12 protein-coding genes are annotated in these 11,684 nt (G+C 70.8%); 6 read left to right on the forward strand and 6 right to left on the reverse strand.

All coding sequences use genetic code 11. The features are described from left to right. Positions 1-115: 115 nt before the first annotated feature. The gene (locus tag ACFV6X_RS18645) at positions 116-607 is read right to left on the reverse strand and encodes an inorganic diphosphatase (protein ID WP_365454389.1); all 492 of its coding nucleotides are present in this window, start codon (positions 605-607) and stop codon (positions 116-118) included. A gap of 235 nt (positions 608-842) precedes the next feature. Between ACFV6X_RS18645 and dacB the strand changes: the two genes are divergently transcribed. From dacB to folE, 6 genes are all read left to right on the forward strand, one after another. Then, positions 843-2,267, forward strand: coding sequence for a D-alanyl-D-alanine carboxypeptidase/D-alanyl-D-alanine-endopeptidase (gene dacB, locus ACFV6X_RS18650; RefSeq protein WP_385384677.1), 1,425 nt, complete (start codon positions 843-845; stop codon positions 2,265-2,267). A gap of 72 nt (positions 2,268-2,339) precedes the next feature. Further along, positions 2,340-3,467 (forward strand): zinc-dependent metalloprotease, encoded by a 1,128-nt coding sequence (locus tag ACFV6X_RS18655; RefSeq protein ID WP_385384680.1) that lies wholly within the window; start codon positions 2,340-2,342, stop codon positions 3,465-3,467. A 194-nt stretch (positions 3,468-3,661) separates the two neighbouring features. Beyond that, on the forward strand, positions 3,662-4,690 hold the full coding sequence (gene tilS, locus ACFV6X_RS18660; protein ID WP_385384683.1) for a tRNA lysidine(34) synthetase TilS: 1,029 nt from the start codon (positions 3,662-3,664) through the stop codon (positions 4,688-4,690). Positions 4,691-4,786: 96 nt separating this feature from the next. Continuing rightward, positions 4,787-5,347, forward strand: a complete 561-nt coding sequence (gene hpt, locus ACFV6X_RS18665; protein WP_365454386.1) for a hypoxanthine phosphoribosyltransferase — start codon at positions 4,787-4,789, stop codon at positions 5,345-5,347. A gap of 184 nt (positions 5,348-5,531) precedes the next feature. After that, on the forward strand, positions 5,532-7,571 hold the full coding sequence (ftsH, locus tag ACFV6X_RS18670; RefSeq protein WP_385384686.1) for an ATP-dependent zinc metalloprotease FtsH: 2,040 nt from the start codon (positions 5,532-5,534) through the stop codon (positions 7,569-7,571). Positions 7,572-7,715: 144 nt separating this feature from the next. Continuing rightward, positions 7,716-8,321 (forward strand): GTP cyclohydrolase I FolE, encoded by a 606-nt coding sequence (gene folE, locus ACFV6X_RS18675; protein WP_385384689.1) that lies wholly within the window; start codon positions 7,716-7,718, stop codon positions 8,319-8,321. Between the two features lie 48 nt (positions 8,322-8,369). Here folE and ACFV6X_RS18680 read toward each other — a convergent pair whose 3' ends face one another. The 5 genes from ACFV6X_RS18680 to folP all read right to left on the reverse strand — a co-directional run bounded on the left by ACFV6X_RS18680 (position 8,370) and on the right by folP (position 11,519). Continuing rightward, positions 8,370-8,858, reverse strand: coding sequence for a DUF3180 domain-containing protein (locus ACFV6X_RS18680; RefSeq protein ID WP_385384691.1), 489 nt, complete (start codon positions 8,856-8,858; stop codon positions 8,370-8,372). A gap of 55 nt (positions 8,859-8,913) precedes the next feature. Further along, complete coding sequence (gene folK, locus ACFV6X_RS18685; RefSeq protein WP_385384694.1) at positions 8,914-9,525, reverse strand: 2-amino-4-hydroxy-6-hydroxymethyldihydropteridine diphosphokinase; 612 nt, start codon at positions 9,523-9,525, stop codon at positions 8,914-8,916. Continuing rightward, positions 9,522-9,881 carry a dihydroneopterin aldolase gene (gene folB / locus ACFV6X_RS18690; protein ID WP_365454353.1) on the reverse strand — a complete coding sequence of 120 codons (360 nt, stop codon included), beginning with the start codon at positions 9,879-9,881 and terminating at the stop codon, positions 9,522-9,524. Before folB ends, folK begins: the two co-directional genes overlap by 4 nt. Positions 9,882-10,158: 277 nt before the next feature. Then, a complete protein-coding gene (locus tag ACFV6X_RS18695; RefSeq protein ID WP_365454350.1) occupies positions 10,159-10,662 on the reverse strand; it encodes a nuclear transport factor 2 family protein in 504 nt (167 codons plus the stop codon). Beyond that, complete coding sequence (gene folP, locus ACFV6X_RS18700; protein WP_385384698.1) at positions 10,659-11,519, reverse strand: dihydropteroate synthase; 861 nt, start codon at positions 11,517-11,519, stop codon at positions 10,659-10,661. Before folP ends, ACFV6X_RS18695 begins: the two co-directional genes overlap by 4 nt. Positions 11,520-11,684 lie beyond the last annotated feature (165 nt).

Below are 11,684 nucleotides of genomic sequence, written 5' to 3' on the forward strand. Positions count from 1 at the left end.
CCGTCACCGGCCTGCGAACCCTGTACGACACACCCAACAGCCCTCTTTATGCCCACAGACACGCGTACGGGCCGCACGCGTACGCGTGCGCCCCGTCTACCCGGAACGCGCGGACTCAGTGACCGCCCTGCTCCTCGGCACGCTTGTAGGACCGCTCGATCTCCGCCTCGGCCTCGGTCCGGCCCACCCAGTTGGCGCCCTCGACGGACTTGCCGGGCTCCAGGTCCTTGTACACCTCGAAGAAGTGCTGGATCTCCAGGCGGTCGAACTCGGACACGTGGTGGATGTCGCGCAGGTGCTCCACGCGCGGGTCGTGGGCAGGCACGCAGAGCAGCTTGTCGTCACCGCCGGCCTCGTCGGTCATCCGGAACATGCCGATCGCACGGCACTGGATGAGGCAGCCGGGGAACGTCGGCTCGTCCAGGATGACCAGCGCGTCCAGCGGGTCCCCGTCCTCGCCGAGCGTGTTCTCGACGAAGCCGTAGTCAGCCGGGTAGCTGGTCGACGTGAACAGGCGGCGGTCCAGGCGGATCCGACCGGTCTCGTGGTCCACCTCGTACTTGTTCCGCGAACCCTTCGGAATCTCGATCGTGACGTCGAACTCCACCGGTGGCTCCTCCATGATCAGCACATAGTTCTGGTGGTTAAGTGTCCCTCACGCAGCTATGTGATCGCGAAAGGGGCTGGTGGTCGTGCCCGAGTTGAGGCCTTGGCGGGCCGCGAGACCGCATGTGGCGCGGATCGCGAACGCCGTCCGTCCCCGTCTCGCCCGGGCCCGCGCGGCCACCGCACCCCGGGGCACCCGGTGGGCTTCGGCCGCGAAACCGCAGGTCGGGAGGGTGATGGGGGCGAGCCCGTGGCCGTACACCGCGGTCGCCGCCACCGCGGGCCTCGCGCTGGCCGCCGGTGTGGTGACGGCCGCGGGGCCCTGGGACTCCTCAGGCCAGCGTACGGCGGAGCGGGACCGGGCCGCCGCCCACCGGGACGCGGGTGGCACAGATCACCGCGGTGGCTCCGGCATGGCGGGCGCGCCGAAGCCCGCCCCCAGCGCGGCCTCGGTCCTGACCGGCCTCGGCAGCGCCACGAACGTCGTCAGATCCTCGCCGAACGGCCGGGCCCTCGCCGGCGTCCTCGACCCCCTGCTGGCCGACCCCGCGCTCGGCGACCGCCGTACCGCCGTGGTGGTCGACCTGGCCACCGGCAAGCGGCTCTACGGCAGCGGCCCCGACGAGGCGCTCACGCCCGCCTCCACCACGAAGATCGCCACCGCGGTCGCCGCGCTGTCCGCCCTGGGCCCCGACCACCGCCTGACCACCCGCGCCGTCTACGAGCCCGACACCAAGGAACTCGTCCTCGTCGGTGGCGGCGACCCCACCCTCTCGGCCCGCAGGGACAGTGCCGGCCAGGCGAGCCTGCGCACCCTGGCCGCCGGGACCGCGGCCGCCCTGAAGGAACGCAAGGTGCGCCAGGTGACGCTGTCGTACGACACGACCCTGTACGCCGGGCCCGAACTTCACCCCATCGGGGTCAACGACAACCTCGCCGCCGTCACGGCACTGATGGCCGACGAGGCCCGCGTCGACGCCTCGACCAGCGGGCCGCCGGTGAAGCGGATCCCCGGCCCGGCGGCGGACGCCACCCGGAAGTTCGCGCAGTTCCTGAACGAGCACGGCATCCGGACGACGTCGCCGGGCCCCTCCAAGGCCACCAAGCGGGCCCAGCCCCTCGCCAAGGTCCAGTCACCGCCGCTGTCCGCCCTGGTCGAGCGGATGATGACCGAAAGCGACAACGACATCGCAGAGGCCCTCGCCCGCCACACCGCCGTCGCGACCGGCCTGCGCGCCGACTTCGCCGGGGCCGGACGCGCGATCCAGGCCCAGCTGAAGAAGCTGGGCCTGCCGTTGAAGGGCGCCCGCTTCAAGGACGGCAGCGGCCTCGACCGCGACGGAAGGCTCACCGCGAACCTGCTGTCCCGCCTGCTGCTGAAGGCCGCCGACCCATCCCGCCCCGAACTGCGCCCCGCCCTCACAGGCCTCCCGGTGGCCGGCTTCACGGGCACCCTGACCAGCCGGTACGCCGACGGCGCGGCCGGCATCGTGCGCGCCAAGACCGGCAGCCTCAACGGCGTGAACACCCTCGCCGGGACGGCCGTCACCCGGGACGGCCATGTCCTCGGCTTCGCCTTCCTGACGTCGGGTGGCTACGAGGTCACGGCGGCCCGAACGGCCCTGGACCGGGCCGCGACGGCCCTGACGACGATCCGCTGAGCCGGTGCCCGCGGCCGGGGCACCGGCCGCCACGCCCTGCCCGAAGTGGTGCCGCTCACGTACCGTTGACGCATGACGAGCATCGGTGCTTCTTCCGGGATGGTCGACTGGAACCTCGCGGTCGCGACCGCGACCCGGCTCGTGCGGCCGGGCCCAGAGGTGAGCCGCGACGAGGCCCGGGCCGTCGTCGCGGAGCTCCGCCGACACGCGAAGGTCTCGGAGGGGCACGTCCGGGGCTTCACCCGGATGGGCACCGAGGAGATCCACGACACCCCCGTCCTCGTGGTCGACCGCCCCGGCTGGGTCCGGGCCAACGTCGCCGGGTTCCGGGAACTCCTCAAGCCCCTGCTCGGCAAGATGCAGGAGCGGCGCGGCAACACGGCCGGCGGCGCGGTCCTCGGTGCCGTCGGCGGCAAGGTCACCGGCGTGGAGCTGGGGATGCTGCTGTCGTTCCTGTCCTCCCGCGTCCTCGGCCAGTACGAGACCTTCGCCCCCGCCACCCGCGACCTCCCGGCCGGCGCGAACGGCGGCGGCAGGCTGCTGCTCGTCGCGCCGAACATCGTCCACGTCGAGCGCGAACTCGACGTGGAACCGCACGACTTCCGCCTCTGGGTATGCCTCCACGAGGAGACACACCGCACCCAGTTCTCCGCCGTGCCGTGGCTGCGAGACCACCTCGAGGGTGAAATCCAGTCGTTCTTGGCGGAGACCGACGTCGACCCCATGACCGTCCTCGAACGCGTCCGCGAGGCCGCCCAGACGCTCGCCGGAGGCCGCCCGGAGGGCGAGGAGGACGACGGCGGCCGCTCGCTGGTCGAGCTGGTGCAGACCCCCGCCCAGCGGGAGATCCTCGGCCGGCTCACCGCCGTGATGTCCCTCCTGGAGGGCCACGCCGACTTCGTGATGGACGGCGTCGGCCCCGACGTCGTACGGACCGTCGGGGAGATCCGCGAGAAGTTCCAGCAGCGCCGCGCCAAGGGCGCCTCCCGCCTGGACCTCGCCCTGCGCAAACTGCTGGGCCTGGACGCCAAGCTCAAGCAGTACCGGGACGGCGAGCGCTTCGTACGAGCCGTGGTCGACGAGGTGGGCATGGACGGCTTCAACCGGGTCTGGACCTCCCCGAACACCCTCCCCACCAAGGCGGAGATCGCCAAACCGGCGGACTGGATCACGCGGGTGCAGCGCAGGAGCGAGACCTGAACCTGGGGTGAGACGTCGTGAACCGGATCCGGCCGACGGCAGGCGAACGCCCCTTCAATCACCCGTCCGAGGGACCGTGAGCCATGGGTAGGCGTGCAATGCTCGGGGAACGGCCCGGTTCTGTCACCATCTACACACTCTGAGTGACCGAGCTCGGGCTCACCCCCGAAAAACTTCATGAAGGGAACCGGACAATGGGTCCCCATCCTGCGGTCGCGGCGATACGCCTGGCGGTCCGCCGCGTCCTCCACGACATCCTCACCGAGTACACCTCCACCCCTCACCCCGCCGATCACCACGAGCGTCCCCCCTCGCCGCTCGTGCTCGTGGCGTGCTCCGGCGGCGCCGACTCCATGGCGCTGGCCTCCGCGCTGGCCTTCGAGGCCCCCAAACTCGGCATGCGCGCGGGCGGCGTCACCGTCGACCACGGCCTGCAGCCGGGTTCCGGGCTGCGGGCCGAGGAGGTCGTGCTGCGGCTGCGCGAACTCGGCCTGGACCCGGTCGAGGCCACCGCCGTGCGCGTCGGCCGCGACGGCGGCCCCGAAGCCGCCGCCCGCGACGCCCGGTACGCCGCCCTCGACGCCGCCGCCGTACGCCACCGTGCCGCCGCCGTCCTGCTCGGCCACACCCGCGACGACCAGGCCGAAACCGTCCTGCTCGGCCTCGCCCGTGGCTCCGGCATCCGCTCCCTGTCCGGAATGGCCGCGGTCTCGGGGGCCGACGGCCGTTACCGGCGGCCCTTCCTCCAGCTCGACCGGCAGACCGCGCGCAAGGCCTGCATGGTCCAGTCCCTGCCCGTCTGGGACGACCCGCACAACGCTGATCCGGCGTACACCAGATCGCGGCTGCGGCACGAGGGACTGCCCGCGCTGGAGAAGGCCCTCGGCAAGGGCGTCGTCGAGGCGCTCGCCCGGACGGCCCAGCTCTCCCGCGACGACGCCGACGCCCTCGACACCTGGGCCAGCCAGGCCGAGGGCTCCGTCCGCGACGCCGCCGGCGGTCTGGAGTGCGCCAAGCTGTACGCCCTGCCGCCCGCGGTACGCCGCCGGATCCTGCGCCGGGCCGCCATCGAGGCCGGTGCGCCGGCCGGTTCGCTGTTCGCCCGTCACATCGAGGAAGTCGACCGCCTGATCACCGGCTGGCGCGGCCAGGGAGCCATCAACCTCCCGGGCAAAGTCGTCGCCCGGCGGCAGGGTGGCAGACTGGTGATTCGGCAAGGCTGAATCCGGGACACTCCCACCGGACCGTGCACGCGGTCCCACGAATGCCGCTCACGCGGCCGGGACGTCCGGAGACGGCCGGTGGGACGACCGAAAGTGATGCGGGTGGACGCGAAAGACATGGGTGCCGACCTTCAGCAGGTGCTCATCACCAAGGAAGAGATCGACGCGAAGCTGGCTGAGCTGGCCGCGAAGATCGACGCGGAATACGCGGGCAAGGACCTGCTGATCGTCGGAGTGCTCAAGGGCGCGGTCATGGTCATGGCCGACCTGGCGAGGGCGCTGTCCACCCCCGTCACCATGGACTGGATGGCCGTGTCGTCGTACGGCGCGGGCACCCAGTCCTCCGGTGTGGTGCGGATCCTCAAGGACCTCGACACCGACATCAAGGGCAAGCACGTCCTGATCGTCGAGGACATCATCGACTCCGGCCTGACCCTGTCCTGGCTGCTGTCGAACCTCGGCTCGCGCGAGCCCGCGACCCTCAAGGTGTGCACCCTGCTGCGCAAGCCCGACGCCGCGAAGGTCGCCATCGACGTGGAGTGGGTCGGCTTCGACATCCCCAACGAGTTCGTCGTGGGCTACGGCCTCGACTACGCCGAGAAGTACCGCAACCTCCCGTTCGTCGGTACGCTCGCGCCCCACGTCTACGGCGGCTGAGCCAGACGGCCCAAGCCTTGTAGGACGATCGGGAACCCCGGCGGCCCTCGCGCCGTTGGAGCATGCAGACGGGTTCGCCAGCCGTCCCGTGCGGCTTCGGGCAACAATGCTGGGGTACCGTCAGAAGAACTGTCTTATCAAACTCACTATGGCAGGAGGGACGGGGCGACACCGCTCCGTATGGATGGACGTGAAGCGATACTTCCGTGGGCCGGTCATGTGGATCGTGCTGGCCGTCCTTGCCGTGGTCGTGTTGATGCAGGTCGTCGGCTCGTCCGGGGGCTACAAGACGGTGGACACCGGCCAGGTCGTCCAGGCGATCAATGACAACAAGGTCGAAGCAGCCAAGCTGACCACCGGCGACGAGCAGACCATCAAGGTCACGCTCAAGGACGGCCAAAAGATCGAGGACAGCTCCAAGATCCAGGCGAGCTACATCGGCGACCAGGGCGCCAACCTCGCCAACACGCTGCAGGACAAGTACCAGAACAAGCAGATCCCCGACGGATACACGGTCTCGCCGACCAAGCAGAACGCGTTCGTCAGCATCCTGCTGTCCCTGCTGCCCTTCGTCCTCATCGTCGTCGTCTTCCTGTTCCTGATGAATCAGATGCAGGGCGGCGGCTCCCGAGTGATGAACTTCGGCAAGTCGAAGGCCAAGCTCATCACCAAGGACACCCCCAAGACGACGTTCACCGACGTCGCGGGTGCCGACGAGGCGGTCGAGGAACTCCAGGAGATCAAGGAGTTCCTGCAGGAGCCGGCCAAGTTCCAGGCCGTCGGCGCCAAGATCCCCAAGGGCGTGCTGCTGTACGGCCCGCCCGGCACCGGCAAGACGCTGCTCGCGCGCGCCGTCGCCGGCGAGGCGGGCGTGCCCTTCTACTCGATCTCCGGTTCCGACTTCGTCGAGATGTTCGTCGGTGTCGGTGCCTCCCGAGTCCGTGACCTGTTCGAGCAGGCCAAGGCGAACGCCCCGGCGATCGTCTTCGTCGACGAGATCGACGCGGTCGGCCGCCACCGCGGCGCCGGCCTGGGCGGCGGTCACGACGAGCGCGAGCAGACGCTGAACCAGCTGCTCGTCGAGATGGACGGCTTCGACGTCAAGGGCGGCGTGATCCTCATCGCCGCGACGAACCGGCCCGACATCCTCGACCCGGCGCTGCTGCGCCCCGGCCGCTTCGACCGGCAGATCGCCGTCGACCGCCCGGACATGCAGGGCCGGCTGGAGATCCTCAAGGTCCACCAGAAGGGCAAGCCGGTCGCGCACGACGTCGACCTGTCGGCCGTCGCCCGTCGTACGCCCGGCATGACCGGCGCCGACCTGGCGAACGTGCTGAACGAGGCCGCCCTGCTGACGGCCCGCAGTGACCAGAAGCTCGTCGACAACAAGATGCTCGACGAGGCCATCGACCGCGTCGTGGCGGGCCCGCAGAAGCGGACCCGGATCATGTCGGACAAGGAAAAGAAGATCACCGCGTACCACGAGGGCGGACACGCCCTGGTCGCGGCGGCCTCACCGAACTCCGACCCGGTCCACAAGATCACGATCCTGTCCCGCGGCCGCGCCCTCGGCTACACGATGGTGCTGCCGGACGAGGACAGGTACTCGACCACGCGCAACGAGATGCTCGACCAGCTCGCCTACATGCTGGGCGGCCGGGCGGCCGAGGAACTGGTCTTCCACGACCCGACCACCGGTGCCGCCAACGACATCGAGAAGGCCACCAACCTGGCCCGCGCGATGGTCACGCAGTACGGCATGACGGAGCGTCTGGGCGCGATCAAGTTCGGTGGCGACAACAGCGAGCCGTTCCTCGGCCGTGAGATGTCTCACCAGCGCGACTACTCCGAGGAGGTCGCGGCGCTCGTCGACGAAGAGGTCAAGAAGCTCATCGAGACCGCGCACAACGAGGCGTGGGAGATGCTCGTCGAGAACCGCGATGTCCTCGACAACCTGGTCCTGGCGCTCCTGGAGAAGGAGACCCTGGGCAAGGAGGAGATCGCCGAGATCTTCGCGCCGATCGTCAAGCGGCCGCCACGTCCCGCGTGGACCGGCTCCTCCCGCCGTACGCCGTCCACCCGTCCGCCGGTGCTCTCCCCGAAGGAGCTCGCACTGACGAACGGCGCCAACGGCGCGACGGCGGCGATCACCGCGAAGAGCGCGGTGGCGGAGCCCGCCCCCGCGGCTGAGCCGGCCGCCCCGGAGGATCGTCCCGAAGCCTGATCCCAGGGCCGCCCCCGGCGCCCCCGGCAAGGCCCGGAATGGATGCCGCGCCACCCAGGTTCTAGCCTGGGTGGCGCGGCATCGACGTATGCGCACAGTTGGGACGCGTCCAGGTACGCGTCAGGCACAGGAACGAGGCACCACATGACCGACCCCGTGACGCTGGACGGCGAGGGCACGATCGGCGAGTTCGACGAGAAGCGCGCCGAGAACGCCGTACGCGAACTCCTGATCGCGGTCGGCGAGGACCCGGACCGCGAGGGCCTCAGGGAGACACCGGCGCGGGTGGCGCGGGCGTATCGGGAGCTCCTGGCCGGTCATAACCAGCAGCCCGAGGACGTCCTGACGACCACCTTCGATCTCGGCCACGACGAGATGGTCCTGGTCAAGGACATCGAAATCGTGAGTCTCTGCGAACACCACATGTTGCCGTTCCACGGTGTGGCCCACGTCGGGTACATCCCCGCGGAGACCGGCAAGATCACGGGCCTGTCGAAGCTCGCGCGGCTGGTTGAGGTGTTCGCCCGTCGTCTGCAGGTGCAGGAACGACTCACCACTCAGATCGCCGACTCGCTCATGCGAATCCTCGAGGCCCGAGGAGTGATCGTGGTCATCGAGGCGGAGCACATGTGCATGTCGGTGCGCGGTATTCGCAAGCCGGGCGCCAAGACCACGACGTCGGCGGTGCGTGGCCAGCTTCGCGACTCCACGACCCGAGCCGAGGCCATGAGCCTGATACTGGCGCGCTGATCCGATTGTCGGTCACCTGGCCCGTCAGCCTTGGTGAGCAAGGGCCCTTCAAGCGGACGGGGCCGTGCCTGGGCCGTTGTGGTCGTCGTCCTCCGGGAGTTTGCAGATCTTCTCCAGGAAGATCGCGGCCGCGATGACGGCGATGCCCGCGACCACCGAGCAGCCGGCGTAGATGGCCTGGTCGCGGCGGACCGGGATGTCCAGGGACTCCAGCAGGAAGACCCCCGCGCCGCCGTACATTCCGGCGACCAGGGCGGCCACCAGGGCGCTGGCCTGGCCGAAGACGACCGCGCGGGCCGCCATCAGCGGGTCGACCCCCTTGGCGCCGGGACGGCGCTCGCGCTGGGCCCTGAGCCGGGCGCGCAGCGAGAGCGCCGTGGCGAGCAGCACCGCGGCGATCAGGGCCAGGACGACGGGGGCGGCGAGGGGGACGCTCGGGAGCGTGCCGATCGAGTTCCAGAGGCGGGCGCCCGCCCAGGACAGGATGCCTGCGACGACGAAGACGCCGGCCAGCACCCTGATGCGCAGCTCTCTCACGGTGTCCCTTCGGTTCCCCGGATCCCCCGGACTGTGGTCGTCTCGACCTTAACGACTACTCGGGCAGCCGGAGTTCCAGGTCCGCGCGAGCGGCCACGCCTTCGTGGGTGACGGCGCCGAGCAGCTCGGCGACGGGGCCGCGGCCGGGCAGCTGGGCGTCGGGGTCCACGTCGTGCCAGGGGGCGAGGACGAAGGCGCGTTCGTGGGCGCGGGGGTGGGGGAGCGTGAGCAGTGGGTCGTCGGAGACGACTTCGGCGTAGGACACGATGTCGACGTCGAGCGTGCGCGGGCCCCAGTGCTCGTCGCGGATCCGGTGGAAGGCCTCCTCGACCGCGTGCGCCCGCTCCAGGAGCGAGGACGGGGGCAGGGTGGTCTTCAGGACCACGACCGCGTTGAAGTACGCGGGCTGGCTGCCGGGCTGGACGCCCCACGGCTCGGTCTCGTAGACGGGGGAGACGGCCTTGATGCGCACGCCCGGGGTGTCCTCCAGGGCGTCGATGGCGCCCTGGAGGGTCTCCAGGCGGTTGCCGAGGTTGGAGCCGATGGAGATCACGGCCCGTTCGGGGTTGTGCAGGGTGGTGTCGGCGGCGTCGACCCTCTCGACGACGGAGGCGGGTACCGGCTGTACGGTCGGGTCGCTGTGACCCTCTGTGAACGAGGCAGTCATACTCGGCTCCGGATGATGGTGACGGTCACGTCGTCGAAGGGGACCGTGATCGGTGCGTCCGGTTTGTGGACGTTGACCTCGACCTCCTGGACCCCCTCGTGCTTCAGACAGGCCTGGGCGATGCGCTCGGCGAGCGTCTCGATGAGGTTGACGGGCTCGCCCTCGACGACGGCCACGACCTCCTCGGCCACGACGCCGTAGTGCACGGTCTTCGCCAGGTCGTCGTCGGCGGCGGCCGGCCGGGTGTCCAGGCCGAGGACGAGGTCCACGATGAAGGTCTGGCCCTCCTCGCGCTCCCTGGGGAACACACCGTGGTGCCCGCGGGCCTTCAGGCCGCGCAGCGCGACACGATCCACGCGAATCACTCCTGCAATCGTCGGGTGAGACCGGTGCGTACCGTGTGCGGGCGGCACACCGGCCTCGAACGAATCTACCTGCGGACACCGACAGCCCCGGGACACCGGGGCAGGGGCCCCGGCGGGGGCCGGGAGGTTTCATCGTGTGTTTCCCCTGGGGAATCCGGCGGCTCACGGGCTGGTAGCCGCCCATACCCCGGGTTCGTGATTCCAACCACTTCTTGGTCCCTTCGGGCCCGTCCGGTTCCGGCCGGGGCGCTGGCGGGCGCCTACCCACTCAGGCGGTCGACTCGTCCTCCTCGTCCTCCCCGTTCTCGGTCAGCACGGGCGAGGCGTGGTGCGACCAGAGCTTCCAGCCGTCGGGTGTGCGCCGGAACACGTTGGTGGCGACCACCAGCTGGCCGACGAGGGGCCCGGGGCCGTCACCGTCCTCGGGGGCGGGGCCACCGCTGAGGATGTTCTCCGTGCAGGTCACCAGGGCGGTGTCGCCGGTGACGGAGACGTGCACGTCGGTCAGGAAGAACTGGATGTACTCGGTGTTCGCCATGATCAGGGCGTACGACCGGAGCACCTCGCCGCGGCCGGTCAGCACCGGCCAGCCGGGGTGCACGCAGGAGACCACTCCGCTGTCCGCCGGGTCGTGGTAGGTCTCGTCGACGCCCAGGTCGGAAGGGGTGAGCCAGAGCGTGGACAGTTCCTCGAAGTCGCCGCGCTCCAGTGTCTCGTAGAAGGCCGTGTTGGCGAGTTCGACCTCTTCGACGTCGGTGTGCGGAGCGGTCACCGGGCTCCTTCCACGGCGCGTGCGACGCGTACCGCGTCCGCGGTGGCGCGGACCTCGTGGACGCGTACGGCCCACGCGCCGGCGTGCGCCGCCAGCGCGGAGACGGCGGCCGTCGCGGCGTCGCGTTCCCGTGCCGGGGGTGGGGCGCCCTCGGGGCCCGCCAGTACGCGGCCGAGGAACCGCTTGCGGGACGCGGCGACGAGCAGGGGGTGGCCGAGGGTGCGCAGCCGGTCGAGGTGGGCGAGCAGGGTGAGGTCGTGCTCGGCCCCCTTGGAGAAGCCGAGACCGGGGTCGATCACGATCCGGTCGGGGGCGACGCCGCCCTCCAGGACGGCCTCCACGCGCGCGTGCAGTTCGTCGGTGACCTCGGTGACGACGTCGTCGTACACGCCCCTGACGTTGCCGCCCTCCAGGAAGCCGCGCCAGTGCATGACGACGAAGGGGGCGCCGGTCCGCGCCACGACGGGGATCATCGCGGGGTCGGCGAGGCCGCCGCTGACGTCGTTGACGAGGGCGGCGCCGGCGGCGAGGGCCTGTTCGGCGACGGACGCGCGCATGGTGTCGACGGAGATGGTGACGCCTTCGGAGGCGAGGCCGCGGACGACGGGGACGACGCGGCGGAGCTCCTCGGCCTCGTCGACCCGGGTGGCGCCGGGGCGGGTGGACTCGCCGCCGACGTCGACGAGGTCGGCGCCCTCGGTGACGAGGTCGAGGCCGTGCTTGACGGCGGCGGTGGTGTCGAACCAGCGGCCGCCGTCGGAGAAGGAGTCGGGGGTGACGTTCACGACTCCCATGACCGCGCAGCGGTCCCATTCCGGAAGGCCCGCGATCCGCCCGCGCCCGCTGTGATTGCTCATACGTTCAGCGTAGGCCCAGGTTGGGGCCGGGCCCCTCACCTGGGCTGGCCTGGTGGGGAGCCCGGCCGGGTGGTGCGGCCCGAGCGGCGGCCCCACGACCGGAGGGGGCGGGGTCCCCGCTCGGGCCTGTCCGGGTCAGGCCGGGCGAATGTCCCGTTCGGCGAC

Source organism: Streptomyces sp. NPDC059861 (assembly GCF_042731435.1).
GTDB lineage: Bacteria > Actinomycetota > Actinomycetes > Streptomycetales > Streptomycetaceae > Streptomyces.